The sequence below is a fragment of the Actinophytocola oryzae genome, assembly GCF_004364325.1.
GTDB lineage: Bacteria > Actinomycetota > Actinomycetes > Mycobacteriales > Pseudonocardiaceae > Actinophytocola > Actinophytocola oryzae.
This window is the reverse complement of record NZ_SOCP01000006.1, coordinates 387812-413671: the sequence shown is the minus strand read 5'-3', so window position 1 is coordinate 413671 and position 25860 is coordinate 387812. Positions and strand designations below refer to the sequence as shown.

The following is a 25860-nucleotide window of genomic DNA, read 5'->3' as shown; positions in this document are numbered from 1 at the left end:
TACCTGGCGGGGACGGGCGGCGTGACCCCCGCCCCCGGGGCCGTGCCGGCAGAGGACACGACTGTCGTGACGAAGCTGCGCGACGGTAGGTGGCACGCGGTCTGGCAGGGCGCGTACCGGCTGCTCGCCGAGTTCGACGGCACGCGGGACGAGGCCGTCGCGTGGGCGAGGGCGCGGTCCCCTCGCTGCTGGGTCTACGACGAGGAGCTTGGCGACGTGGTGCTACTCGAAGACGACGAGTGAGGCCAGCGTCTCCGGGTCCTGCTCGCCGTCCGCGACGACCACGCCGTAGGTCAGTGTCAGGGTCTCCCCCGCCGCCACCGGGACCTCCGCACCGAAGAACGGCGCCGGGCACACGCACGCGAACGGCGTCGACCGCACGAACCACTCGACCGGGTGACCTGTGTTCGTCGGGGCGTCGACGAACACCAGCGTCGACGTGTGGCCGCTGCCGTCGTGCCTGCCGCGGAAGCCTAGCCACGTCGCGCGGGTGCCCATCAGCTCGTCACCACCCGTGGCCGTCGGCGTGAGCACCTGGCCGTCGGTGAACGAGCGCGGGCCGCGCCACATGAGGCCGCCGTAACCCGCGTTCGGGCGCCCTTCCGTGGTGGGGCTGCCGATGCGGATCTCGTCACCGGAGACGTTCGCCATGGCCGTGCGGAACACCAGCGACCACGCTTTGTCCACTATGGACAGCCGAACGGTGCGGCGCTCGCGGAACCACAGGGAACCGTCGGACGTGAGCCAGTCCAGCTCCTGGGTGATCGTGTCGGCCGAGAGCGCCAGCGAGCGGTTGACCATCGCGCCGTTGTTGTCCAGCTGCCGGTAACCCGTGTCTCGCACGAAGGTCGGGCCGCCCCAGAAGTTCTGCGGCCCCACGTTCGGCAGCGACCACGCGATTCCCTTGTGCCACACGTGGTCGTGCGGCCGGTAGATCGTCACCTCGTCGCCGGACAGGGTCCGCACGGGGTGGAAGTACGGCCGGGGCGACTCGACCGCGGGCTCCGGCGGCAGGTACACGTACCGGAACAGCTCGACGCCGTCGTGCACCGCCGTGACGGCCGAACCCGAGTCGGTCAGCTCCACGGCGCCCCCGATCCCGCCATCCGGTGGTAGAACGGCGAGTCCGGCCCCAGCTCACCGCGCCGGACCCGTGTGCCGGTGAACGCCGACGCGTAGATCGCCGCGACCAGCTCGACCGTCGGCCGGGTGTCCGCGAGCGACACCGGCGGCTCGACACCCGACTCGATCGCCGACAGCACGGCCGCGTACTGGGTCTTGTGCCCGCTCGGCCGGTCGCACAGCCCGTCCGCCCACGCCGAGGCGACGGACGACTCCTGCCCCGGCGCGGCGGTCACGTGCCAGTTCTTGTCGGAGTAGCTGTAGACGTGGTCCAGCTCGACGGAGGCGTGCTCGAAGTCGAACCGCAGGTAGCTCTGTTCGCGGGCCGACAGCACGCTGTTGACGACCGTGGCCACCGCGCCGTTCGCGAACGTCACGATCGCGGTGGACAGGTCCTCGGTGGCCGTCGGCTTGGCCTGGCGTGCCGCGACCGCCACCACCTCCCGCCACTCGCCCAGGATCGAGAGCAGCAGGTCGAACTGGTGGATGCCGTGGCCCATCGTGGGCCCGCCGCCCTCGACGTCCCAGCTGCCCCGCCACGGCACGGCGAAGTACTCGTCGGCCCGGTACCAGAGCGTGTGGCACACCGCCGCGAGCGGCCGCCCGAGCCGGTCGTCGCCGACCAGGCCACGCAGCCGCACCGCGCCGCTGCCGAAGCGGTGCTGGAACACCGTCGCGAAGCACGCCCCGGAGCCGGCGGCCGCCGCCGAGATGGTGTCCAGCTCGGCGAGGCTCAGTACGGGTGGTTTCTCGCACAGCACCGAGATCCCACGCGACAGGCAGGCGACGGCCTGCGGCGCGTGCAGGCCGGGTGGCGTGCACAGCGCCACGAGGTCGGGTTTCTCGTGGGCCAGCAGCTCCGCCAGGGTCGGGTACACGGCGGGCACCGACCACTTCGACCCGAACGCGGCCAGCGCGTCGGCGTCGACGTCCGTCGCGGCCACGATTCTCGCCCGGCCGTCCTGTGCGGCCAACGCCTCCGCGTGGAAACCGGCGATCCCACCCGTACCGACGATCGCGACCTCGACCATCACCTCACCGTAACGGAGACATCGCGTTCCTCGCTCGGTCCGATCTCACGTTCTGGACCGGAAACCGTTGCGGCAAACGTTTGCCTCACCTCCACGGCGGACGCGGCGATGCGTAGCTCCACGTCACCCGGCTCCACGATCCGCCGTCCGGACAACCCGGTGAACGCGGTCGCCTCCTCCGGCACGTCGAAGGTCACCGTCCTGGACTCGCCCGGTTCGAGCCGCACCTTGGCGTACCCGAGGAGCTTCACGACCGGCCGAACGACCTGCGCGACCGGGTCGTGCAGGTACAGCTGTACGACCTCCGAACCGGCGACCGGTCCGGTGTTCGTGACGGTCACCGACGCGGACAGCCCGTCGCCGGTGAAGTCCGACCACTCGAAGGACGTGTAGGAAAGGCCGTACCCGAACGGGAAGGCAGGCGTCGGGTCCACCGAGCTGGCGCCGTTCACCCGCCCGAGCGGCGGCGCCAGGTACGGCGACGGCGACGCGTACGGGTCGGTCGGCACGCTGACCGGCAGTCGCCCGGACGGGTTCACCCGCCCGCTCAGCACGCCCGCGACCGCGGCGCCGCCCTCCTCGCCGGGGAAGAACGCCTGCACGATCGCGGCACACCGGCCGACGTAGGCCCCGAGTGCGTACGGCTTGCCGGTCAGCAGTACCAGCACGACCGGCGTGCCCGTGGCGAGCACGGCGTCGAGCAGTTCGACTCCCGGTATCACCAGGTTCGTGGCGTCGGTGCCCTCACCGGAGGTGCCCCGGCCGAACAACCCGGCCGTGTCGCCGAGGGTGACCACGCAGACGTCGGCCTCGCGGGCCGCCGCGACCGCCTCCTCGCCGCCCTCCGCGTAGGTCATCTCGCCCTCGAACGCCTCGCGCAGCGTGGGAATCGCGACGCCCTGTCCAGCGGAGGGGACGTGCTGGGGGAACGTGTAGCAGCCGAGCATCGCGGACGGGGTGTCCGCCTGGGCCCCGACCAGCGCGACCTTCGTGCCGGACCGCAGCGGGAGCACACCGTCGTTCGCCAGCAGCACCACCGACTCCTCGGCGACCCGGCGGGCCAGCGCCCGCGACTCCGGCGGGTCGAAGTCCACAGTGGACGGCTGCGGTGACACCCAGCCCGGGTCGAGCAGCCCGAGGTCGCACTTCTGCCGCAGCACCCGAGTCAGCGCGGCGTCCACGAGCGACTCCGGCACGTCGCCCGCCAGGACCGCGTCCAGCAGTGGAGTGCCGAAACAACGCACGTTCGGCAGCTCGACATCCACACCGGCCGCGAGCGCCAGCCCCGCGGCCTCGCCCGGGTTCGCGGCGAGCCCATGCTGCAGCTCGATGAAGGCGAGGGAGAAGTAGTCGGACACCACGGTGCCCTCGAAGCCGAGCCGGTCTCGCAGCAGCCCGGTGAGCAGCGCGTGGTTCGCGGCGGGCGGCACGCCGTCGACGTCCGCGTACGAGGGCATGACCGACTCGCCGCCGGCCCGCAGGCCCGCGAGGAACGGCGGCAGCAGCACGTCCGCCAGCTCACGCGGTCCGATCGCGACCGGGCCGAAGTTGCGGGCGCCCCGCGACGCCGAGTACCCGATGAAGTGCTTGAGCGTGGCCAGGATCCCGGCCGACCGCAGGCCGCGGACATACGCGGCGCCGATGGTCGCGACCAGGTGGGGGTCCTCGCCGATCGTCTCCTCGCTACGACCCCAGCGCACGTCACGGGTCACGTCCAGCACCGGCGCGAGCCCCTGGTGGACGCCGACCTCGCGCATGCCGGCGCCGATGGTCGCGGCCATCTCCTCGGCAAGCGACGGCGACCAGGTGGCCCCCCACGCGAGCGGGATCGGATAGACGGTCGCCTTGTGGGTCATGAACCCGGTCAGGCATTCCTCGTGTGCGATGGCCGGGATGCCGAAACGGCCCGCCGAGACGATCTCCCCCTGCAGCGCCGCGAGACGGGCCGCGCCCGCGGCGGGCTCGACGGGTGCGCTGCCGAACGGCCGGGTCAGCTGACCGAGTCCGTTCTTGATGAGTTCCGGCCAGTTGAGGTCGTTGTCCACCAGGTCGTGCTGGAACGGCGCGACATCGTCCTCTCCGTCCGAAGAGGACTGTCCAAGCCACACGCCGTAGAGCTGCCCCAGTTTCTCCCGCAACGTCATCCTGTTGACCAGGTCGGCGACCCGCTCTGCGGCGGGGCGCGCCGGATCGCGCCACGGCTCCTCGCGCATCCCGCGCTCCAATCCCGAAAGTTTCGACGAGTACAAAAGGACCGTTTCTCAAGCTAATGGCGGAAACTACCGGTAGCAAGGGATTGACCTCGCGAACATGCCCGTCGTAACCTCTCGTCAACTACCGGATGAATTCCGAAACTTACGGCATGTCGATCGCGCCGAGGCGATTCGCTGTCAGCCTCCGCGCGCGGGCCACCACTTCGTGAAAGGCGCGTCATGGTTCCTCAGCCGCTCCCCAGAAGGTCATTCCTCGGCTTACTCGGCGCCGGTGTCGGCGCAGGCCTCGTCGGCTGCGGCACCGACGCGACGTCGAACGGCGGCGACGAGACGTTCCAGGTCTGGGTCCTGCAGGAGGAGAGCCAGAACGTCGCCCACCAGGGCGCGGTGGACCGGTTCAACAAGAACTCCGACGTCAAGGCGCGGCTCGTCCCGTCGCCCAACGACGGCTACACCGACAAGCTGCACGTCTCGATGGGCAGCTCGAACAAGCCGGACGTGTTCTACAACTGGGGCGGCGGCAGCATCCGCACGTACGCGCGGGACGGCCTGCTCGTCGATCTCACGCCGGAGTTCGACAAGGACCCCGCCTGGAAGGACAAGTTCCTCCCCTCGGTCCTCGAGGCAGGCACGATCGACGGGAAGTTCTACGGCGTGCCCGCCCGGGGCATGCAGCCGATCATCCTGTTCTACAACAAGAAGGTCTTCGCCGACCTGAACGTGCAGCCGCCGAGGACGTGGAACGACCTGCTCACGGTCGTGGACAGGGCCAAGGGCAACGGCATCATCCCGTTCGCGCTGGCGGGCGGCGACGCGTGGACCGAGCTGGTCTGGCCGGAGTACCTCGTCGACCGCATCGGCGGCCCGGACGTGTTCAACGACATCGCCGCCGGCAAGAAGGACGCGTGGAAGGACCCCGCCGTCAGCAAGGCCATCGACATGATCCGCGACCTGGTCCAGCGCGGCGGCTTCGGCGACAGCTACGCGTCGGTCCGCTGGGACGGCGCAGGCGCGTCGACGCTGATCGCGGAGGGCAAGGCTGCCATGCACCTGATGGGTTCGTGGGAGTACACGAACCAGGTGACCGACCAGCCGGAGTACGCCAAGACGAACCAGGGCTTCATCGACTTCCCGACCGTCGAGGGCGGGGTCGGGGACCCGAAGGCGATCGTCGGCAACCCCACCAACTACTTCTCGGTCAGCAAGGACTCGAAGCACGTCGACGCGGCCGTCAAGTTCCTGAAGCAGGAGATGGCCTCGACGGCCTACGTCGACGCGTGGCTCAAGGCGGGCGACGTGCCCGCGACGACGGGCCTCGAGGACCGGATGAGCAAGGCGGCGGACCCGGCGTTCGCCAAGGTGGTCTACGACATGGTCAACGACGCGCCGACGTTCCAGCTGTCGTGGGACCAGGCCATCGAGAAGGCGCAGGCGCAGCCGATGCTCGACGCGCTGTCGAAGGTGTTCCTCGGCCGGCTCGACGCGGCCGGGTTCGTGAAGGCGAACGAGGACGCCGCGTAGATGGCCGTCATGACCGACACGCAGACGCCGGTGCGGTCCGCACCGGCGCCCGTGCGGCGGCGGTCGAAGCGGGTGAGCCGGCCGAGTGCCCTGTACCTGCTGCCGGCGCTGGTGTTCTTCGGGATCTTCGCGGCGCTGCCGCTCGTGCTGGTGCTGTACCTGTCGTTCACCGACTGGACCGGCGTGGGCACGCCCGGCCTCATCGGCCTGGACAACTGGATCCGGCTGTTCCAGAACCAGGCGATCTGGGACGTCACCTGGACGACGCTGCTGCTGACCGCGCTCTGCTGGGCGACGCAGACGCCGATGGCGATCCTGATCGGCGTGTGGGCGGCCGGTGAGCAACGCAACCGCGCGGTGCTGTCTGCGTTGTTCTTCCTGCCGCTGCTGCTGTCGACCGCCGCGATCGCGTTGCTGTACAACCGGTTGTTCGACCCGTACCTCGGCATCGGGCGCGGGTTCGAGCCGTTGCGGAACATCCTCGGCACGACGTCCGGCGCCATCACGGCCATCGTGATCGTGGTCGGGTGGCAGTTCATCCCGTTCCACACGCTGCTGTACCAGGCGGCGGCCCGAAACATTCCGAAGGTCCTGTACGACGCGGCGACGGTCGACGGCGCCGGCCGGTGGCACATGTTCTGGTACGTCACGCTGCCGCAGCTGCGGAACACGGTCGTCACGTCGTCGACCATCATGATCGTCGGCTCGCTGACGTACTTCGAGACCATCTTCCTGCTGACCAACGGCGGACCGGCGTCGTCCACCCGCACGCTGCCGCTGGAGATGTACTTCCGTGGCTTCAAGCAGTACGAGTTCGGCTTCGCGTCGGCGATCGGCTCGGTGCTGGTGATCGTCGCGACCGCGATCTCGCTGCTGATCGTGCGGTTCTCGGGCTTCGGGAAGATGCGTTCGACGCTGGAGGGCCTGTGAGCGGAGCTTGCGGAGCGAACCATCAACACTCACGACGCCACCTCGACTGCGGAGGGCGCCGGTGTAGCGGAGCCTGCGGAGCGTTCCGGCGCCACGGAGCGGTCGAGGGGGTGTCGTGAAAACTCGCCCCAACTACATCGCGGGCGGGCTGTCCGTGGTGTGGCTGGTGATCGTCGGGGTCCCCATCTACGTGATGGTGTCCTGGAGCCTGCAGACGCGGGACAGCTTCCTCGACCGGGGGCCGCTCGCGATCCCCGGCTCGATCACCTTCGGCAACTTCGCCGAGGTGATGGACAGCGGGTTCATGCGGTACCTGCTGAACACCGTCATCGTGACGGCCGCGTGCGTGGTGCTGACGCTGGTCGTCGCGGTGCCTGCGGCGTACGCGATCGTGCGGTCCATGAGCTGGGCGTCCGGGGCCACGTTCCGGATCTTCCTGGCGGGCCTGGCGATCCCCGCGCAGGCGACGATCATCCCGCTGTACCTGATCATCAACCGGATGCAGCTGTACGACTCGCTCACCGCGATCGTCCTGCCGACGGTCGCGTTCGGGCTGCCGCTGGTGGTGCTCGTGCTGGTCGGGTCGCTGCGGGACGTGTCGAACGAGCTGTACGACGCGATGACCGTCGACGGCGCCGGGCCGTTCCGGATCATGTGGCAGCTGGTGATCCCGATGTCCAGGGGCGCCATCGCGGCGGTCGGCACGTACACGGCGCTGGGTGCGTGGAACCAGTTCCTGTTCCCGCTGATCCTGACGCAGGACCCGTCCACTCGGGTGCTGACGCTGTCGCTGACCAACTTCAAGCAGGAGTTCCAGATCAACGTGCCTGGAATGATGATGGCGGTCATGCTGACCGCGCTGCCGGTGTTCGTGCTCTACCTCGTGGCGCGCCGTTGGCTGATCGCCGGCCTCGCCGGAGTTGGCAGCAAGTAGAATTTCCGAAAGTTTCGGCGATCCGGGGAGCTACCGTGGCCAGAGAACGCAAGGTGACGATCAACGTCATCGCGGCCGAGGCGGGCGTGTCGGTGCCGACCGTGTCCCGCGTGCTGAACGGCCGGTCGGACGTGTCACCGACGACACGCGCCCGGATCGAGGCGCTGCTCACCCAGCACGGGTACCAGCGGCGCGGGTCGAGGCGCGGCGAGCACGCGGGCCTGATCGACCTCGTGTTCAACGACCTGGACAGCCCGTGGGCAGTGGAGATCATCCGCGGCGTCGAGGACGTGGCACACGCGGCGGCGGTCGGCACGGTCGTGAGCGGCATCCACCGCCACTCGGCCGCGACCAGGCAGTGGCTGGACAACCTGCGTGCCCGCAAGTCGGACGGCGTGATCCTGGTGGCGTCGACGCTGCAGCCCGGCCACCAGGCCGAACTACGCAGGCTGAACGTGCCTGCGGTGGTGATCGACCCGGCGGGTGGTCCGGCGCTGGAGGTGCCGACGATCGGCGCGACCAACTGGGCGGGCGGCCGGGCGGCGACCGAGCACCTGACGTCGCTGGGGCACCGCCGGATCGGCTTCATCGCCGGGCCGCCGTCACTGCTGTGCAGCAGGGCCCGCATGGACGGCTACCGCGCGGCGCTGGACGCGGCGGGCCTGCCGGTGTCCGACGAGCTGATCCAGCCGGGCGACTTCTACCACGAGTCGGGCTTCCGGGGTGCCGCCGCGCTGATGGCCCTCGACGACCCGCCGACCGCGATCTTCGCGTCGAGCGACCAGATGGCGTTCGGCGTGTACGAGGGCCTCCGCCAGCAGGGCCTCCGCGTGCCGGACGACGTGAGCGTGGTGGGCTTCGACGACCTCCCGGAGGCCCGGTGGGCGTCGCCGCCCCTCACGACCGTCCGCCAGCCCCTCGCGGAGATGGGCACGCTGGCGGCCCGCATGCTGCTGCGGCTTTCGCGCGGTGAGGAGACGGAGAGCCCCCGGGTGGAGCTGGCCACGGACCTGATCGTCCGCAACAGCACCGCTCCGCTGACCCCACAGTGAGGCGTCAGGCCAGCCGATCGCGAAGGAACCCGGCGAGTTCTTCCGGGACGAAGCCGTTCAGCTTTGTCAGCGACCTCGGGATACAGATCGTTCCCGTCGAAGGTCTGACCGGGAGAGACCATGCAAGCTTCGAGAGCCGCGCGATCACGGACTGGCCCGATTCCGAACCGCATGCCGCGCTCGATCAGTTCGCTCGCGGTCAGGTACCACCAGACTGGCACCCGGGCGGCCCTCAGCGGCCGAGCTGGGAACAACTAGTCCCAGCGGGCGCCGTACGGCATGCCCTTGGTCAGGTCTCGGAAGATGACGTGGATCTCGCCCGCGTTGTCGATCGGGACGCGGGCTCGTTCGCGGACCGGGCGGCCCTGGAGGCGGGACACCACGCGCGGGAGCCGTTCGGTGTCGAAGCGGACCCGCAAGTCGAGCAGGTCGCACCTGCGGCGCGGCATGTGCAGGAACTGCCTCGGCCGCACCGGGTTCCTCGACCGGATCGCGAACTCGCACGACTGACCCGCCATCAGCGGACTCGCCAGCACGAGCACGCCGTTCCGCAGAGTCCCCCCGTACATCACCGACGCCTGCGCGAACGGAGGCGCCACCTCCAGCTCCCGCAGGTTGTCCTGCGCGGCCATGATCCGGTGCGTCTCCAGAGCCTCCGGCATCGGACCGTCGAGCAACAGGATCACCCGGCTCTCCAACGTGTGCCAGCCGACCGCCTGCTCCGCACCGCTGCGCAACCGCAACGGGGTGAACGCCAACTGCGCCAACTGGTGAATCGCGTCATCGATTCTGCGGCGGGCAGTGCGGGGATCCCTGCCGATCCTTTCCGCGAACCAGCTCACCCTTTCCTGGTAAAGCGGCCTGCGGGCAGCGGGAATCATGCCGAACGCCGCCAGCGCGGCCATCCGGAGGTCGTCCGGCAGCTCCACGGCGAGATGTTCGAGCCGCTGCGCGACCCGCAGACGAATTTCCCCCGGCCCGTCCTGTTCGGTCACTCCACAGAGATCGCGCAGCTTGGGACCGACCCGCTCGCCGACATTGTTGACGTACAGGCCCCGCCCCTTGCGCAACGCCTTCAGGTCACTGACCAGCTCGGCTTGTGCGGCCATCGTGCACTCCTCACCAACGAAATCAGTCCAACCGTCGCGCGGCGGTGGCAAAACGTTCCATCTTCCTCAGTGCGCGGTCGCGATGACCGGCAGGACGGCTTCGACCGGGTGGCTGTCCGACGGTGTTACCGCCTCCGGCGACCCTGCTACGCCGAAGTAGATGCCCAGCACGATCCCGAGCACGAAACAGGTCACCACGAGCCTCAATATTCCGGCGGCTGAGACCAGGATTCTCATCAGAGCCTCCACAGATTTTCCGAGTGAATACAGCATGACTCGGGAAATCGTGGCGCGATATCGGTTGCCCCTCGCCACCGACAGTCGGAAACGGGAAACGCGTGACGTGGCCGGCCCCCCGGACCGCGTCGCGCGTCATGATTCCGCGCCCAGCGCGCCGAGCCAGCATTCCGCCGCGGGCCTTCGGCCGGGGCGCACCGCGTACCTGGCCAGCGCCGTGAGGTCCTGGCCGAGCACCCGCCGGTGGGACTCCTCGCGGTACACGTCCTCCGGTGTCACCTCGTGGTCGCCGAGCAGCACCCGCAACGTGACGAGCGCGAGCTTGTACCGGTCGGTGTCCACCGAGACCTCCGCCGGCCGCGCCGGGTCCGACCAGCCGGCCGTGTCCACCGTCCGCACCGCGGGTGGCCGCCCCTTCAGCCGGAACCCGTCGCAGTCGATGGCGAACACCGACGGCCCCCCTGCGACCGTCCACAGCAGGTTGCGCATGGACACGTCGCCGATCACCACGCCGTTGCGGTGCAGCACCCTGAACAGCTCCACGTACGCGGCCGCGATCCGCCGCCGTTCCCTTCCGGTCGGCAGCCGCAGGTCCGCCCACATGGCGCGCCTCGGGTACAGCAGGAACTGCAGCTCCAGCAGGCGCCGCCGCCCCGCGAGCGACGTCGCGAACCGGTCGGGCACCTCCGGCATGAGCGTCCCCACGCACCGGCCCCCGTCGAAGACCCGTCCGCTCGGCCACGCGACCGGCGCGCCGGACAGGTCCCCCCGCCCGCCCGGCAGGTCGATCAGGCGCCGCAACTCGTCGGACAGCACCGCCACGCCCGGGTGGTAGAGCTTCAGCAGCGTGCCGTCCACCAGCCGGAACACCGTGCCCTGACCGCCGTGGGCGATCTTGGCGGCGGCGGGCAGGTCGGCGAGTGCCACATCAGTCACGGCAGGCCCGCCCTTCCCGGATCGTCATGCCCAGATCACCGCCGCTGTCCGGTCGTCGTCGAAGCTGCGCAGGTCGAACTGCAGGTGGTGCAGGTAGGCGACCGGGCCCGGCGGCTCCGCCCACGCCTGCGCGAGGTAGGCGCCGACGGCCATGTCCCGCACGGGCGCGCCGAGCCCGCTCGTCGCGAGCACCAGCGCCTCCCCCGTCCGCAGCACGCCCCGCACACCGTCCGGCGGCCCCTTCGGCGACGGGAGGCGGTCGTCCACCTGCGCCCGCCTGGTGAACAGCGGCAGGAACACACCGCCGCTCAGCACCAGTGCCGGGCTGTCCCCGACGCGGACCGCCCGGTACCGGTGGCCCTGCCCGGCCCAGCCCAGCTCGATGGCCGCGACCGTGAGCGTGGTCGCCCGGCACTCCGGTGCCGGCCCCGCCTCCCGCACCGCCCGTTCGGCGGCACGCACGGCACCGACCATGTCGACCACGTCGAGGTCCGAGCCGGGCAGCGCCCACGTCAGGTAGCCGAGCGCGTGCCGGACGGCCAGCTGCGCGCCCCGGTGTGCGTGCGACGCGTCGCCCACCCCGTCCGCGACCGCCGCGAGCACGTAGCGCCCGCCGAGATCGGTGACCCCGACGGCGTCCTGCCGCACCTCGCCCCTCGCGCGGTGGGCGGCACCCCTGGTGGACGCGGCCCTGATCTCCAGCGCGCCGACCCTGCCCGCCTCGATCACCGTGTCCGGCACGTCCGCGACGGCGTCGAGCCGCCACGGCTGCCCGGCGGCACGCGACGGCGGTCCCAGCTCCCTCGGCCTGAAGACGCCGCCGTCTCCCCACGTCTGGTCCACGGTCATCACAGCGCATCGATCCGCAACGTGGTGAAGCCCTCGATGCGGGACGGCAGGCGCAGTGCCATCTCGCCGTCGTCGTTGGACCGCACCACCGAGGTGGTCAGCGCCCGCGCGAAGCCGTGGAGTGCCGAGGCCGGGCTGACGCCGCCGTGGCTCATGAACGCCTGGAAGGTCCCGATCCGGCCGATGGTCGGCGCGTCCGCGTCGCCGATGCCGAACGCGATGATGTTCGGCCGGGCGGGCCAGTCCGGGTCGACCAGCCGCTCGTACTCCGCGGGCCAGGTCGCCGGGTCGGTCGGGTGCCCGTCGGACAGGAAGAACACGGCGGGCCGGAACACCTTGTGCGAGGCGGCCTTCAGCGTGTCGACGTCGCGTTCGATGGTGTCACGCAACACACGGAACGCCTCGCCGAAGCTGGTGGCCGCCTCCGTGGCCAGGCCGCTCAGCCCGACGACGTCACTCGGCCTGCACAACGGCTGGAGCACCGTCGCGGTTCCGGAGAACCCGATGAGACACAGGCGGGTAATGTCGGCTACCACTGGATCGGTTCCGACCGCCGCGTGCAGCTGCGCCAAGCCGTCGTTCAGTGCGTCGAGGTGATCGGCCATTGAATACGACTGGTCACACACGACGTAGAACGGCAAGATTTGTTCTGGCATTCTTTGTCTCCTCCCACCGGGAGGATGACGTGCCGGCACGCACCAGATCTGGATCAGACATGGACTTCAGGATGTTCGGCCCGTTCGAGGTCTGGCACCAGGGCGAACAGCTCGAACCGGGTGACCACCAACAGCGGCTGGTGCTGGTGATCCTGCTGCTGCACGCCAACCACGCCGTCACCAAGGAGTACCTGCAGGACAACGTGTGGCGTGGCCAGAAGTCGCCGAGATCCGACCTGGTCACGAGCTACATCGCCAGGTTGAAGAAGGTTTTCGCCGACGCGCCGGAAGTCGAGATCGACAAAGTCCCGACGGGCTACGTGCTTCGCGTCGACGAGAACCTGATCGACCGCACGAGGTTCACCCGTTTGTCCGAACAGGCGCGGTTATCCAACGACCCAAAGCTTTTTTATACAGCGCTGAATCTTTGGCGAGGTCCGTTTCTGTCCGATATCGACATCGACCGGGTCGGCGGCCCGTCGATGGCGCCGTCGGAGGATCTGCGGGTGGACGCGCTCGTGGACCTGGCCCACCTCGAGCTGGCGGCGGGGCGGCACCGGGAGATCCGTGACCGCCTTCGTCTGGTGTGGCAGGAGGACCGTTCACAGCAACGACTCGCCGTGCCGTTGATGCGTGCGCTGGTGGCGGCAGGCGACCACGTGCGTGCGGTCGAGGTGTACCACCAGACGCGGGAGACGTTGGACGAGCAGGGCATGGAGGTCTCCCGCGACCTGCGGGAGATGATGCGGCTCGCCCAGTACGGCGACCGGCTCAGCTCGCTGCCGCTGCGGCCCGTGCGGTTCACCGGCCGCGCGGACGAGTTGGCACTGCTCGACTCGGTGGCGCGCACGGCGGTCGAGGACGGGCCCGCAGTGCTGTGGATCAGCGGCATGCCCGGCGTCGGCAAGACCGCGCTGGCGGTGAGCGCCGCGCACCGCATGGCCGACGTGTTCCCCGACGGACGGTTGTTCGTCGACCTCACGGGCTTCACGCCGAACGTCGCACCCGCCACGCCCGACGCGGCGCTGGAGCGGCTGCTCACCGACCTCGGTGTCCCGCCGGAGGCCATCCCGCAGAGCACCTCGGCCCGCGCGGAGCTGTTCCGCAACACCGTGGCGGAGTCCAGGACGCTGGTGGTGCTGGACAACGCGGCGTCCGAGGAACAGGTCGAACCGCTGCTCGGCGCCATGTTCACGCTGGTCACCAGCCGTGAGCAGGGCGCGCTGGTGCCGACCGACCACATCCGCCTCGAACCGCTGCCCCCGCACGAGGCCGTCGATCTGTTCCGCCAGCTCGTCCGCCAGGAGCGCGTGCACGGCCACCCCGACAAGGTCCGGGAGGTCGTGCGGCTGTGCGGTTACGTGCCGCTGCTGATCCACCTGGCCGCCGCCCAGTTCCGCCGCCATCTGAAGTGGCCGCTCGCGCACCTGGTCGAGCTGCTGCGCGAGGCGTCGCCGGTCGGCCCGGACACCCCGTTCAGCGAGGCGGCCTACATGGCCTGCACGGTCTCCTACGACCAGCTGACCGACGCCCAACGCACCCTGTTCCGTTTCTTCGCCCTGACCCCCGGTCCTGACCTGTCCGCGCCGGGCGCCGCCGCGCTCATGGGCGTGCCACGGGCCCGGGGGCTGCTCGACGACCTGCACCGGATGAGCCTGCTGGAGGAGGCCGCCCCCGAGCGGTTCCAGATGCTCGACCCGTTGCGCGACTACGTCCTCGCCGCACACCCACCCGACGACCCGGTCGAGGCCGTCGACCGGCTGCTCGACTTCTACCTGGCGGGCACGGCGTCGGCGGTCGCCGCGATGTTCCCGTTCGACCTCGACGGGCAGCCCAAGGTGTCCGCGACCAGTCCCGTGGCGCCGACGTTCGCGGGCGAACCGGCCGCGAAGGCGTGGCTGGACACCGAACGCGGCAACCTCGTCGCCGCGGTGCACTACGCCGCCAGGCACGACCGCCCGGAACACACCTGGCAGCTGGCCGTGCTGTTGTGGCGATACCTGTACATGCGTGGACATCTGCGCGACTGGACCGAGACGTTGCAGACCGCGGCGACCGTCCTCGAAGGCTCGGCCAACATCAGCGGCCTCGCCCACGTGTGGCTTCGCCTGTCCGGCGCGCGCTGGCGTTCGGGGGCGTTGACCGAGGCGCTCGGCCTCGCCAGGCAGGCACTCGAGCTGTGGGTCGAACTGGGCGACGTCCGGGGCGAGGCGAACACGCTGTCCGCCATCGCGATGACCGCACGCGGCCTCGGCGACCTCGCGGGCGCGGCCGAGCACTACGAGACCGCACTGGACCGGTACCGACGCATCGACGACGAGCGCGGCCAGGCCAACACGCTCGACCTGCTCGGCGTCCTGAACGAGTTCCGCGGGGACCCGGACACCGCGGAACGCAACCACCTGGCCGCCGTCGACCTGTTGCGCAGGGTCGGCAACAAGGCCGGCCTCGCACACGCGCTGGACAACCTCGGCACCGTCCGGCAGCGGCTCGGCAGGCTCGACGAGGCGTTCGCCAACCACGCCGAGGCCCGCGCCATCGCCATCGAGACCGGTGACCGCGCCTGCGAGGCCTACGCGCTCAACAACATCGGCAACACCCACCGCCTCGTGGGCGACCTCGACCAGGCCGCCACCTACCAGCAGCGGGCACGCACGGTCGCGGACACGGTCGTCGACCCCAACCTCCGCACCCAGCTCTACCTCGACCGAGGCGAGACCGCGTGGGCCGCGGGCGACGACCGCGCCGCCCTGCACGCCTACCGCGCCGCCCTCGACATGTCGGCGGGCATGGGCGAGCGGGTACAGCGGGCACGCGCGAACCACCGCATCGCGACGGTGCTCCACGCGACCGGCCAGCACACGCCGGTCCACTGGCGGGACGCGCTCACCGAGTTCACCGACCTCGGGCTGCCGGAGGCGGACACGATCGCGACCACGCTGGCCGGGTTCACCTGCGACTGTCAGCGCAGCATCGAGACCAGTTCCTGACGCAGCTCGCCTGCCGGCCGGTGGCTGTGCCAGCGGCCGAGGGTGCGGGACAGCTCGCGCAGGTCGATCCGGACGGTCGCCGAGTCGACCTGGGCGATGTCGGACATGACCTCACGGGTGGCCACACAGGCCTGGTCGACGTCACCGTGCTGGGCGTGGGCGAGTGCGCGGCGCACGCCGAACCTGGCACGGGCGCGGCGCGCGGTCTCCGGGATGCCGGCCATCTGCTGGTCGAGCAGCGCGGCGGCGTCGCCGGGACGGCCGAGCTCGTAGAGTGCCCAGGCCCGTGCCAGCGCGATCTGGTTCGCCACGCTGGCCGAGCCGAGCACCGGCCCACTGGTGTGCTGCGGCAGGGCGAGGAGGGTGGCCGCGCGGTCGAGGGCCTCCTCGAAGCCGCGGACGTCGCCGGCCAGCGCGTGCCCCTGTGCCTCACACCGGGCGGCCAGGCCGAGGATGCGTGGGTCGGCGGTGGTGTCCTCCTGCGCACGGCGGGCGAGCTCGACGGTCTGGTGGGCGTCGTTGCGGTAGAGCGCGATCTCGGCGTGCCGGAACAGCGCGAAGCTGGCGAGGTGCGGGTCGAGGTCGCCCGCGAGCCGGGCAGACCAGTCGGTCCAGCGCGTGGCGCCGCTGTCGTCGCCGGCCTCCTGGCTCATCCAGCCCGCGTACTCCGCGACCCGCGAGGCGAGCAGCATGAGGTCGGTCCGCATCGGCTCCGGGTTCTCGGCGGCGAGCGTGCGCAGGGTGTGGACGTGCGCGATGACCTGGGCGAGGACGACCGACGGGCTGGTCATCGTGCCGAGGGTGCGGAACTGGTCGAAGGAGGTCCGCAGGGCGGAGAAGGTCACGGGGTCGATGACCGGGCGGGTGTTGCGGGTGCCCGCGAAGCCGAGCAGGGCGCCCGCACCCGCGAGTACCTGGCGGCGCGGCAGCTCGGTGAACCGCAGGGAACCCTGGTCCAGCTCGATGACCCACACGTCGTCGGGAGGCTCGGGTGCCGAGGCGGCGCGGGTCCTCGGCGGGACCACGGCGGCGAGCCTGCCGTCCGTGCCGAGCGCGCGGTCGCACTGCTTGGCGAACATGGCGTTCGCCCGCTTGTGACCGTTCTCGATCTTGCTGACGTGCGCCTTGCTGTAGTTGATGCGGCGGGCCAGCTCCCCGAGTGAGATTCCAGCGTCGAGGCGATATCTGCGTAACAATTCGCCGAACGTCGGCTCCATCGGCGCCTCCCCAGTCGAGCTCTCCCCGGGAGTACACCATTGCCGCAATCCGTTTGGCAATGTCTCGGATGGCGTTCTCGGCGCCGGGGCCATTCGCCCCGGCGCCGAGAATCCCCTCAGCCGATCCACTCGTGCCCGTTGGTCGTGTAGGTCGTGGTGGTCGTGGGCGGCGGCTGGTTGGGGTCCGCGCCCGAGGTGGTGCTGGTGCCGAGCAGCGGGATGGCGATCACGACGGCGGCCGCACCGGCGAACGCCGCGGCACGCGCCGTGAAAACGGCAGCACGAGACCTCGACATGATTTCCTCCTGGTATTGGTTCCGGCGCCGTGTCGCGCCTACCAAGAGAATTCATCGCGAGGATATCCGCGGACAATATAGTGACCGTTTCCCAATAGAAAGGGAAACGGGAAACACCCCGGTTAGATGAGCCCCCGCACCCTGGCGGTGAGCACCGCGAAAGTGCTCCCCGCATGCGGCAGCTTCCCGTCGAGCACCATCTCGAGGACCTGGCCGACCGGCACCCAGTGCACCTGGAGATCGGCCTCGCCGGGTTCGAGCTGCCGGATACCCTCGTCGGTGAGCCCGGTGGCGAAGAAGGCGTGGTCCCGGTGGTTGCTCAGGGAGTCGGCGCAGTTGATGGCGCCGAGCCCGGCCCAGTCGGCGGCGGCGAACCCGGTCTCCTCGGCCAGCTCACGACGCGCGGCGGCCTCGGGCGCCCCGTCGCCGTCGTCCACCCGCCCGGCGGGCAGCCGCCACTGGGGCTCCCGGTGGGTGTAGATCCACTGCCGCGTGACGGCGGCGAGCCGCCGCTCGTCGACGGCGAGCACGGTCACCGCGGGCGGGGCCACCACGTGGTCGTAGACGCCCCGCGACCCGTCCGGCCGCAGGGCGTCGTCCCGCCGCACCTCGAACCACTTGGAAGCGAACAGTTCCTCGGACGCGAGGGCAGTCCACCCACGCCCGGTCCACTCATCACACACAGCCGCAAGTGAACCACGCGCGGCAGCCGTCTCCCCCCGCCAAAGGACGCCTGGCAGGACGCCGGGACCAGTTCGTCCAGGACCTGACAAGTACCGCCCGGTTCAGTCGTCCATCCGCTCGAGAAGCCCCGCGAAGGCCTCCTCGGTGACGATGGGAATCCCGTACCGCCGCGCCTTGTCGGCCTTGCCGGACAGCGAGTCGGGATCCGCGGCGACGAGCAGCCGGGTCCGCCTGGTCACCCCACCCGGCGTGACGACCAGTCCGATCGCGAGCGCCTGGCGTTCCCACTCCTCACGCGACCCGCTCAGCTGCCCGGTGAACGCGACGGTGTCGCCGCGCCGCAGCCGGAACTGGCCCAGCCGAGGTGCCTCCTGGTGGTTCCGACCAGCATCGAGCGCGACCGTGACGTCGTCGGCCGAGAGCCCCAGCAGCTCCGCCACCCGCACCAGGTCCAGCCGCTCGCCGTCGGTCACCAGGCCGTCGGCCCAGGCGACCTGGGCCAACGCCACCAGGTACCGCCGGTGCAGGGCCATGGCCGCGTCGAACGAGAGCTTGAGCGACTCGGCCAGTTCCAGAAGGGCGTCCTGCTCGCTGATCGAGAGGTGCCGGTCGAGAAGCGCCTGGTCGAGCACGGCGAGGTACTCGTCGGCGTGCGGCATGTCAGGGATGCGGGGAAGCCGGTCGACGAGCCGGGAGAGGAAGGAGGTGGGCTGGGCGTCGATGGTGCCCCGCCGCCGCGTACGCCCACAGCCGGGCGGGATCCCCGGCCAGAGCAGGCCGCCGCCGAACAGTGCGTCCCAGGGCTCCGGCTGCCCGGCGACCCGGACGAAGCACCCGAGGAGCCCGGCGGCGGCCCGGGCGTCGTGCAGTGCGGAGTGCGCGGTCCCCTGACGGACTCCGGCCGCGGCACAACACGCGGACAGCGACCGCGACGAACCCGCGAGATAGCGCTCGGACATCGCCATTGTGCACAGTCCGAACTCGACGTCCAGCGGGACCGAGAACCCGAGCCGCTCGAACTCGTAACGGAGAAATCGCAGGTCGAACCCGAGGTTGTGGGCCACGACCACGCGGCCGGCGAGAAGCGGCGCCAAATCCCCGGCGATATCGGCGAACCTGGGCGCCGTCAGGACGTCTCCGGCGCGAATCCCGTGAATGTGCTGTGGTCCGAGATCCCGTTCCGGGTTGACCAGCGTGCTCCATTCCCCGGTGACATTCCCGTCCCGGCCGACATGCACGACCGCGACCTCGGCGATCCGGTTGTGCCACCGCCCGGCGAACAACCCCGTGGTCTCGACATCGACGACCGCGTAACCAACAGACACAATCCACCATCCCCACAGAAGTCAGCAGTACTTCGCCGCAGTCGCTGATCCGTCGGGCCGTGTTGCACCTTCGCGCCGATCGATGCCATGCCGTGTCCTACTGCTTCTGTCGTGGTCACGAGAGGCCCCCACGGGGCAGGCCTTCAAGCTTCACACGGACGGAGTACGCGTAACGCGTCGTCCGTCCGGGGCTATCTGAATACCATCGGTAACCGAGCTACCAACGTCGACATCGTCACCTGATGGAAACGCGAAAGGACCGGACATGGCCACGAGTCGAGGTGGGCGGCAGGAATGGGAACGGCAGCAGCAAGCACAGGCCCGGGAAGCCGAACGGCGCCGCAGAGAGGCCGAACGAGCAAAGGCGGCTGCGGAGAAGGAACGGAAACAGCAGTACCGCGACTCCCGCCAAGCCGAGGTCGACAACAAGAACGCCCAGCTGGAACAACGGGTGGCCCAGCTTTCCGCAATTCTGGTGAGCGGACTGCACAGAACGGCACGCATAGACATTCTCGCGCAGGTGCCGCGCCCCAAGGCCGAGCCGCTGCGCCTCGGACCGCTGGCGAATCCCGTGCCGACGCCGACGTGGGACAGGTTCGCACCCCGGCTCCCTGGCACGATCGCGAGGATGCTGGGCGGCACGACCCGCTACGAGCGAACCGAGGCCGCAGCCCGCGTCCAGTACGACGAAGCAGTCCAGGAGGCGGTCCGGCAGGAAGCCGAACGCCAGCGCCGCGTGAGGGCTCTGTGCAGTGAACACACCGACCGGATCAATGCGGACGAGCAGAAGTGGCGAGACCGCGTGGCGAGCGCCAACGCGTACGTCCGAGCCATCGCCGACCGCGACAAGGCAGCCATCGAGACCTACCTCAAGCAGGTGCTCACGCGGGTTTCGCTGCCTGCGGACTTCCCCAGGAAAGTGGACGTCATCTTCAATCCGCGAGCGGAGCAGGCTGTCGTCCAGATCGAGCTGCCGCCCCACGACACGGTGCCCACTGTGTCCTCCTACAAGTACCTGACCACCAAGGACGAGGAGCGGTCGGCGGCACGGCCGCGTACGGAGGTCGAGTCGCTGTACCGGAAGGTCATCAGCCAGGTGGCGCTGCTGTGTGCACGGGACCTGTTCGACAGTGACCCCAAGCTCCAGTCGGTCGGGCTGAACGGACACACCCATGCCATCAACCCCGCCACCGGTGAACAGGAATACCCCTGCCTCATCAGTATGAACGTCGAGCGCGACACCTTTCCGAAGGACGACAACCTCAGCAAGGTCACACCCGAAGCCTGCGTGAAACACCTGAAGGCGATCGTGTCGAACCACCCCTACGCGCTCGAACCGATCGAGCCGATCCTGGATTTCGACCTGAGCAAGTACAAGTTCGTCGAAGGCTTCGACGCGGTGGCGACGCTGGATTCCCGGCCGGACCTGATGGAGATGTCCCCGACGAACTTCGAGCACCTGGTACGCCAGATCTTCGAGGCCCAGGGCGCGGAGGGCTGGACAACCCAACAGAGCAAGGACGACGGCGTGGACGCGGTCATCGTCCAGCGAAAGGCACTGATGGGCGGGCTGAGCATCGTGCAGGCGAAACGCTACAGCGGGGTGGTCGGTGTCAACCACGTCCGGGAACTGGCCGGCGCGATGGAGGAGAAGAAGGCCGGCTGGGGCATCCTCATCACCACGTCCTGGTTCGCCTCCGGCTGTCTCCAGAAAGCCCGAGAACACGGCCGCATGGAACTGATCGACGGCGAGAAGCTGACCTACCTGATCAAGGAGTACCTGGGCAAGGAAGTCCTCATCGGAATTCCCAACAGACCCCACTGACCTTTCCGCACGACCTGCCACCCTATCGGTGGGATGCCATCAAACAATGACACGCTCCGGTGCCGAATGGCGCTGTCACCGTCGCGGGTGGGCCGGTCCGGCGGCGAGCGGTTTTTTGAGGCCATCGGCCCGGTTCACGGTCGAAGCGATTGGTTCGTGAACGGCGTCAGAAGGAGAACGGAGCGCAGTCGAATCCGGTGGCGGCGTCCCGCATCGCGTCGGACACCTTGACTCCTGCGAAGGGGTCTGCCGCCCGGGCAGCGGCATCCGGCCACACCTTGCCGACTACCTGCCCGAGCCGCTCGTCGCTGGCGTCCGTAGGCAGTGCGTCCAGTTCGTCGCGGCCGCGGACCAGCGCGTCCCGGAGGTCAGTCAGTTCGTTGCCGAATTGAGTGACGGCCATGTCCCCTCCGTCGACCGGTGCGGCTGCGATGGCCGCCAGTTCGGAGAGCGTTGCGTCTACCTCGTCAGCGGCGGTGCCGAGTTGGTCGCGCAGCCGTTGACGTAGCGGCTCGGTGTCCTTGGCGCTGGTCCACAAGCCGGTACGTAGATCGGTAGCGGCGGCGCAGAGGTTCGCCATCCATTCCGTCGCGCCGGGCGACGGCCGGACCTCGGCGGTAGTAGGTGGCGTTGGTGTGTCTGCCGGCGTGCGCGCGCAGCCCGCCGCGACGAGCAGGACTACCACCCCGAGTACCAGTCGGCTCATCGCCGCCTCTTTCTGAGGATAGGACGCGGCTCCTCCCAGTCGCCCTCGCTGTCCGGACGTGGCCGGGAGCGCAACGGCCGAGGGTCGGGGGCGGCGGCCTCCTGTCTGGCATCCTCGGCGAACTGCTCGGCTTGGCGCTCGTGCTCGGCCTGCTCGCCGGCCGACAGTTCGTGGTACCAGGCGGTGAACTGGCCGACCTGCTGGTCGAGTACCGCGGTGGCCCGCGGGTCGACCAGCGCGCCACGCAGGCTCAGCCGGCCGGACAACACGTCGCGCGCCAAGTCACGCAACTCGGGGTGGCGGGTTTGCTCGGCGAGAAGGTCCAGTTGCCTGCGCGCGGCGGCCTTGTGTACGGGAGAGAGGGAAAGGTCGGCCATCGGGTCGAACGGGCGTGTGCTCACAGCTCTCCCTTCTGTCGGGGCCGGGCCGGTTCGGGCGCGACCCCCGGGTGGTCGTAGTCCACGACGGGCATCGGCAGCGGGGTGATCTCCCGCAGAGTGACTCCGTCGGGCGAGGTGGCCATTCCGACGAAGCCGGTGATCGCCATTTGGATCTCGGAGATCGCGGCGGTTGCCTCGCCCCACAGCTTCAGGATCTGCGAACACTCCCAAGCCGCGACACTCCAAGAGATACCGGCACCGACTCCGGTCCAGGAGAGAGACGTACCGGCCAGCACGGCGAGCCCGGCCACGAAAGCCGTGTCCATGATGGCCTTGATGATGTCGGCAAGCGTCTTCGAACACAGCCACACGTGTCGAGCAATGTCCACGTACTTGTTGTGCAGCACACGAAACACATCGGCATGGCTGTGCAACGCCTTGCCGGCATAGTCGAAATAGTAGGTCGCCGCATCGCCGGCTTTGCCCTGCCAGTCGGCGGCCAGCCAGCGCAGCCCGTTGTCCAGGTTGTCACCGATGTCATCAGCCGCGCCGGCGAGTTGGGCCCACATGGTCCCGCACCGCGCGAAGCCCTTCCAGTCACCGATGACGAGCTGGTTGACGTACTCCATGGGGTTCACACCGATGGTGTCGTCGAGCACCTGGTTGATCCACCACGTAGGGCTGGGGTAGTCACCCAAGGTGTTGAACAGGGCCAACGGATCACTGAAGTCGGATGGGTCGCCCGGTTCGGTCAGGTGAGTCAGCGGGTTACGAATGTCGTCGCCGGCGATCGCCTCGGTCGGCCCCTGTTCACCGGGCCGCTGCGTCGACACCGGCCCTGGCGCGCCAAGCGGCGGGCGGGGCGATGCGACGAAGGTGGCATCCAGACGTGCCGCCTGGGTCTGGTCAACCGAGCGGTAGTACGAGGCTGTGCGAGCGAGTTCGTCGGCGCTCGCGCCCATCTGATTGAAGCCCTGGGCCAAACTGGTCAGTATCCGGTCGACGGTCTCTGTATGCGCGTCGAGCAGGTGCTGGATCCACACCCCGTCGGTGTTCTCCAACCGTGATTCGCCACCGAGGTGGACGTTGGTCAGCGACAGGTTGATCCCGTTGCGTTCGACGAGTTTGGCGTAGCTGTCAAGCGCCTCCGGCCGGACGAAGAAGCCCACGGTTCCCCCTGTTCAGTCGTGTCGCGGTGTTAGGTTCGCACAACGCGTGGGGCACGGCGGGAGGAATCGACTTGGTTGTGCGGCTTTGTCGCCCCATTGGAGGATGCGGTGAACGATGACGTGTGGGGGCCGCTCCGGAACCGCGTGGCCGTGATCACCGCGGGGGGTGGACCGCTGTTCGCGGCCTACGTGATCACTAACAGTTCCACGCTGGAGGGAGTCGTGGTCGGGGTGCCGTTGATGGCTGCCGGCGGGTTCGCGATAGGCGCGCTGGTCGCCGGCAGGCGGCGCCACTCCGTCGAACGTGTGTGGATCGCGCTCGTGCTGGTGGTATTCGCTGTTGTGGCCTCGGTCGTGTTCGCAGCACTGGGAGTGTGATCACTATCGGCAATGGAGGATCGATCGCCGAACAGCGTGATTCTGGGTGAGTAAAATGAGGGGCCGGACTCGAAAGTCCGGCCCCACGGTTGCCTCAACCATAGCAACGAGCGCGCCCGAAGGGATTCGAACCCCTAACCTTCTGATCCGTAGTCAGATGCTCTATCCGTTGAGCTACGGGCGCATGTTCAGTTGTGGCGGAGGCTCCGGGATTTGAACCCGGGAGGGGTTGCCCCCAACCGCATTAGCAGTGCGGCGCCATAGACCAGACTAGGCGAAGCCTCCCCGGAGACCGCTCGTCGAAGAGACTACACACGCGGTTCTCCGGGGACCACACTGGGGGGCTCTAGCTCGGGAGGAAGGCCTCCAGCGCTGCCGGGTTGGCCAGGGCGTCCCTGCTCACGGCCTGCTCCGGGGGCACGCCCGCGAGGATCTTCTTCACCGGGACCTCGCACTTCTTGCCGTTCAGCGTCCTCGGTACCTCGGCTATCACCACGAACCTGTCCGGGACGTGCCTCGGGGACAGCGCCGACCTCAGCGCCTTCCTCAGCGCCGGCTCCACCTCCTCCAGCGCCACCCCGTCCGCCAGCACCAGGAAGCACACCAGTTCGCCCTCACGATCCGCTGACGTGTCTATGACCAGCGAGTCCGCCACCTCGTCGAACGCCTCCACCACCCGGTAGAACTCGCTCGTGCCCATGCGCACACCGCCTCGGTTCAGGGTCGAGTCGGAGCGGCCGTAGATCACTGCCGAGCCCCTGGGGGTGATGCGGATCCAGTCGCCGTGGCGCCACACCCCCGGGTAGGGCTCGAAGTAGGACTCCCGCATCTTCGAGCCGTCCTCGTCCGCCCACAGGTACAGGGGCATCGACGGCATCGGCTTCGTGATGACCAGCTCGCCCACCTCGTCCACCAGGGGTTTTCCCTCCGGGGACCAGGACTCGACGGCCGCTCCCAGCGTCCTGCAGGACAGCTCGCCCCGCCAGACGGGCACGTCCGGGGCCGAGCCCACGAAGGCCGTGCACAGGTCCGTGCCACCCGACACCGAGCAGATCTGCACGTCCGAGCCAATCTCGTCCGCTATCCACTGGAAGCCCTCCTCGCTCAGGGGGGCGCCTGTCGAGCCGAGTGCTCGCAGCGACGAGAGGTCGTGGTCCCTCGCGGGTGTCAGGTGCGCTTTCAGGCACGACTGGATGTACGGGGCCGACGTGCCGAAGTACGTCACCTTGTGCTGGGCGGCCAGGCGCCACAGCGCGCCCATGTCGGGGTGTGCCGGGCTGCCGTCGTACATCACCGCCGTCGCGCCCACCAGCAGCGCCGAGACCAGGTAGTTCCACATCATCCAGCCCGTGGTGGTGAACCAGAAGAAACGGTCACCCGGGCCGAAGTCCGAATGCAGCGCCAGCATCTTCAGGTGCTCTACGACGATCCCGCCGTGGCCCTGGACTATCCCCTTCGGCAGGCCCGTCGTCCCGGACGAGTACAGCACCCACAGTGGGTGGTCGAACGGCACCGGGTCGAAGGCCAGTTCGCCCTCGCGCTGGAACTCCGACCACGGGATCGTGTCCGGGGCCGTCGCATCGGTCAGGTAGTCGATCAGGACCGTTGCCCTCAGTGACGGGATCTCACTCTGGAGTGCCGCTATCGTGGGCCTGACGTCGAACTCTCGGCCGTTGTACACGTAGCCGTCCACCGCGAACAGCACGACCGGCTCGATCTGGGTGAAGCGGTCGGCCACCGCCCGCACGCCGAAGTCCGGGGAGCACGACGACCACGTCGCGCCGAGGCTCGCCGCCGCCAGGAAGGCCACCAGCGTCCTCGGCATGTTCGGAGCGAGCGCCACGACCCGGTCACCCCGCTGGACGCCCACCTCCACCAGTGCCGCGCGCACCGAGGCGACCTCCGCACGCAGCTCGGCGTAGGTCCGGGTCGTCGACAGGCCGTCCTCGCGTTCGAAGATCACCGCCACGTCGTCGTCCCTGCCCACCGACAGGGCGTGTTCCGCGTAGTTCAGGGTGCTGCCCGGGAACCACTCCGCGCCCGGCATGGCCGTCGAGCCCAGGACACGCTCGTAGTCCGCGTGGAAACGCACACCCAGGAACTCCGCCAGCGCGCCCCAGAACGCCTCCAGCTCCCGTGTGGACCACTCCCACAGTTCCTGGTAGTCGGCCACCTCGACGCCCCGCTCCGTGGCCAGCCAGCCACGGAACGCCGCCATCCTGCTCGCGTCTGCCCTTGCCGGGTCCGGACTCCACAGCGGTGTGTCGGTCATGAGCCCGTTCCTATCCCATATCGCCACC

General features: G+C 69.4%; 24 protein-coding genes and 2 tRNA genes. 8 read left to right on the top strand and 18 right to left on the bottom strand.

Features of this window, described 5'->3' with window-relative positions:
* The first annotated feature begins 21 nt into the window (after positions 1-21).
* On the top strand, positions 22-243 hold the full coding sequence (locus CLV71_RS47760; protein WP_166664167.1) for a hypothetical protein: 222 nt from the start codon (positions 22-24) through the stop codon (positions 241-243).
* On the opposite strand, the gene CLV71_RS19815 is transcribed toward CLV71_RS47760, so the two are convergent.
* The 3 genes from CLV71_RS19815 to CLV71_RS19805 are packed head-to-tail and all read right to left on the bottom strand — an operon-like array spanning position 223 to position 4366.
* The gene (locus CLV71_RS19815; protein WP_243866582.1) at positions 223-1086 is read right to left on the bottom strand and encodes a DUF6807 domain-containing protein; all 864 of its coding nucleotides are present in this window, start codon (positions 1084-1086) and stop codon (positions 223-225) included. The two genes, CLV71_RS47760 and CLV71_RS19815, sit on opposite strands and share 21 nt — an antisense overlap.
* A complete protein-coding gene (locus tag CLV71_RS19810) occupies positions 1077-2153 on the bottom strand; it encodes a Gfo/Idh/MocA family protein (protein ID WP_133904261.1) in 1077 nt (358 codons plus the stop codon). Before CLV71_RS19810 ends, CLV71_RS19815 begins: the two co-directional genes overlap by 10 nt.
* The gene (locus tag CLV71_RS19805) at positions 2153-4366 is read right to left on the bottom strand and encodes a glycoside hydrolase family 3 N-terminal domain-containing protein (RefSeq protein ID WP_133904260.1); all 2214 of its coding nucleotides are present in this window, start codon (positions 4364-4366) and stop codon (positions 2153-2155) included. The genes CLV71_RS19810 and CLV71_RS19805 overlap by 1 nt, the downstream gene beginning before the upstream one ends.
* Before the next feature lie 219 nt (positions 4367-4585).
* Between CLV71_RS19805 and CLV71_RS19800 the strand changes: the two genes are divergently transcribed.
* The 4 genes from CLV71_RS19800 (at position 4586) to CLV71_RS19785 (ending at position 8803) form a co-directional block, all read left to right on the top strand.
* A complete protein-coding gene (locus tag CLV71_RS19800; RefSeq protein ID WP_133904259.1) occupies positions 4586-5887 on the top strand; it encodes an extracellular solute-binding protein in 1302 nt (433 codons plus the stop codon).
* A 9-nt stretch (positions 5888-5896) separates the two neighbouring features.
* The gene (locus CLV71_RS19795) at positions 5897-6817 is read left to right on the top strand and encodes a carbohydrate ABC transporter permease (protein ID WP_133904258.1); all 921 of its coding nucleotides are present in this window, start codon (positions 5897-5899) and stop codon (positions 6815-6817) included.
* Positions 6818-6932: 115 nt separating this feature from the next.
* Positions 6933-7751 carry a carbohydrate ABC transporter permease gene (locus tag CLV71_RS19790; RefSeq protein ID WP_133904257.1) on the top strand — a complete coding sequence of 273 codons (819 nt, stop codon included), beginning with the start codon at positions 6933-6935 and terminating at the stop codon, positions 7749-7751.
* Positions 7752-7786: 35 nt separating this feature from the next.
* Complete coding sequence (locus CLV71_RS19785) at positions 7787-8803, top strand: LacI family DNA-binding transcriptional regulator (RefSeq protein WP_133904256.1); 1017 nt, start codon at positions 7787-7789, stop codon at positions 8801-8803.
* A 254-nt stretch (positions 8804-9057) separates the two neighbouring features.
* Here CLV71_RS19785 and CLV71_RS19780 read toward each other — a convergent pair whose 3' ends face one another.
* The 5 genes from CLV71_RS19780 to CLV71_RS19765 form a co-directional block, all read right to left on the bottom strand.
* On the bottom strand, positions 9058-9912 hold the full coding sequence (locus CLV71_RS19780; RefSeq protein WP_133904255.1) for a hypothetical protein: 855 nt from the start codon (positions 9910-9912) through the stop codon (positions 9058-9060).
* 66 nt (positions 9913-9978) lie between these two features.
* A complete protein-coding gene (locus CLV71_RS47755; RefSeq protein ID WP_166664166.1) occupies positions 9979-10149 on the bottom strand; it encodes a hypothetical protein in 171 nt (56 codons plus the stop codon).
* A gap of 135 nt (positions 10150-10284) precedes the next feature.
* Positions 10285-11085 carry a hypothetical protein gene (locus CLV71_RS19775; RefSeq protein WP_133904254.1) on the bottom strand — a complete coding sequence of 267 codons (801 nt, stop codon included), beginning with the start codon at positions 11083-11085 and terminating at the stop codon, positions 10285-10287.
* Positions 11086-11109: 24 nt separating this feature from the next.
* Positions 11110-11934 (bottom strand): protein phosphatase 2C domain-containing protein, encoded by an 825-nt coding sequence (locus tag CLV71_RS19770; RefSeq protein WP_133904253.1) that lies wholly within the window; start codon positions 11932-11934, stop codon positions 11110-11112.
* Complete coding sequence (locus CLV71_RS19765; RefSeq protein WP_133904252.1) at positions 11934-12590, bottom strand: vWA domain-containing protein; 657 nt, start codon at positions 12588-12590, stop codon at positions 11934-11936. Before CLV71_RS19765 ends, CLV71_RS19770 begins: the two co-directional genes overlap by 1 nt.
* Before the next feature lie 59 nt (positions 12591-12649).
* On the opposite strand from CLV71_RS19765, the gene CLV71_RS19760 reads away from it, so the two are divergent.
* Positions 12650-15580 carry an AfsR/SARP family transcriptional regulator gene (locus tag CLV71_RS19760; RefSeq protein ID WP_133904251.1) on the top strand — a complete coding sequence of 977 codons (2931 nt, stop codon included), beginning with the start codon at positions 12650-12652 and terminating at the stop codon, positions 15578-15580.
* On the opposite strand, the gene CLV71_RS19755 is transcribed toward CLV71_RS19760, so the two are convergent.
* The 4 genes from CLV71_RS19755 to CLV71_RS19740 all read right to left on the bottom strand — a co-directional run bounded on the left by CLV71_RS19755 (position 15553) and on the right by CLV71_RS19740 (position 19102).
* Positions 15553-16797 (bottom strand): helix-turn-helix domain-containing protein, encoded by a 1245-nt coding sequence (locus CLV71_RS19755; RefSeq protein WP_133904250.1) that lies wholly within the window; start codon positions 16795-16797, stop codon positions 15553-15555. The genes CLV71_RS19760 and CLV71_RS19755 overlap by 28 nt on opposite strands.
* Positions 16798-16913: 116 nt before the next feature.
* Complete coding sequence (locus tag CLV71_RS19750; RefSeq protein ID WP_133904249.1) at positions 16914-17093, bottom strand: hypothetical protein; 180 nt, start codon at positions 17091-17093, stop codon at positions 16914-16916.
* Positions 17094-17215: 122 nt separating this feature from the next.
* Positions 17216-17701: an NUDIX domain-containing protein gene (locus CLV71_RS19745; protein ID WP_243866581.1), complete on the bottom strand. Its 486-nt coding sequence runs from the start codon at positions 17699-17701 to the stop codon at positions 17216-17218.
* 177 nt (positions 17702-17878) lie between these two features.
* Positions 17879-19102: an exonuclease domain-containing protein gene (locus CLV71_RS19740; RefSeq protein WP_243866580.1), complete on the bottom strand. Its 1224-nt coding sequence runs from the start codon at positions 19100-19102 to the stop codon at positions 17879-17881.
* A 265-nt stretch (positions 19103-19367) separates the two neighbouring features.
* Between CLV71_RS19740 and CLV71_RS19735 the strand changes: the two genes are divergently transcribed.
* Positions 19368-20927, top strand: coding sequence for a restriction endonuclease (locus CLV71_RS19735; protein WP_133904246.1), 1560 nt, complete (start codon positions 19368-19370; stop codon positions 20925-20927).
* Positions 20928-21093: 166 nt separating this feature from the next.
* Here the strand turns inward: CLV71_RS19735 and CLV71_RS19730 are convergent, their stop codons facing one another.
* Genes CLV71_RS19730 through CLV71_RS19720 form a run of 3 tightly spaced genes read right to left on the bottom strand, consistent with a single transcriptional unit; the run spans position 21094 to position 23182 of the window.
* A complete protein-coding gene (locus tag CLV71_RS19730; protein WP_133904245.1) occupies positions 21094-21633 on the bottom strand; it encodes a hypothetical protein in 540 nt (179 codons plus the stop codon).
* The gene (locus CLV71_RS19725; RefSeq protein ID WP_133904244.1) at positions 21630-22034 is read right to left on the bottom strand and encodes a hypothetical protein; all 405 of its coding nucleotides are present in this window, start codon (positions 22032-22034) and stop codon (positions 21630-21632) included. Before CLV71_RS19725 ends, CLV71_RS19730 begins: the two co-directional genes overlap by 4 nt.
* A complete protein-coding gene (locus CLV71_RS19720; protein ID WP_133904243.1) occupies positions 22031-23182 on the bottom strand; it encodes a hypothetical protein in 1152 nt (383 codons plus the stop codon). Before CLV71_RS19720 ends, CLV71_RS19725 begins: the two co-directional genes overlap by 4 nt.
* A gap of 108 nt (positions 23183-23290) precedes the next feature.
* On the opposite strand from CLV71_RS19720, the gene CLV71_RS19715 reads away from it, so the two are divergent.
* Positions 23291-23560: a hypothetical protein gene (locus CLV71_RS19715; protein ID WP_133904242.1), complete on the top strand. Its 270-nt coding sequence runs from the start codon at positions 23291-23293 to the stop codon at positions 23558-23560.
* A 111-nt stretch (positions 23561-23671) separates the two neighbouring features.
* On the opposite strand, the gene CLV71_RS19710 is transcribed toward CLV71_RS19715, so the two are convergent.
* The 3 genes from CLV71_RS19710 to CLV71_RS19700 form a co-directional block, all read right to left on the bottom strand.
* Positions 23672-23744 (bottom strand) — tRNA-Arg (locus CLV71_RS19710).
* Between the two features lie 11 nt (positions 23745-23755).
* Positions 23756-23845: transfer RNA gene (locus tag CLV71_RS19705), tRNA-Ser, on the bottom strand.
* Between the two features lie 61 nt (positions 23846-23906).
* Positions 23907-25832: an acetoacetate--CoA ligase gene (locus tag CLV71_RS19700; RefSeq protein ID WP_133904241.1), complete on the bottom strand. Its 1926-nt coding sequence runs from the start codon at positions 25830-25832 to the stop codon at positions 23907-23909.
* Between the last annotated feature and the right edge of the window lie 28 nt (positions 25833-25860).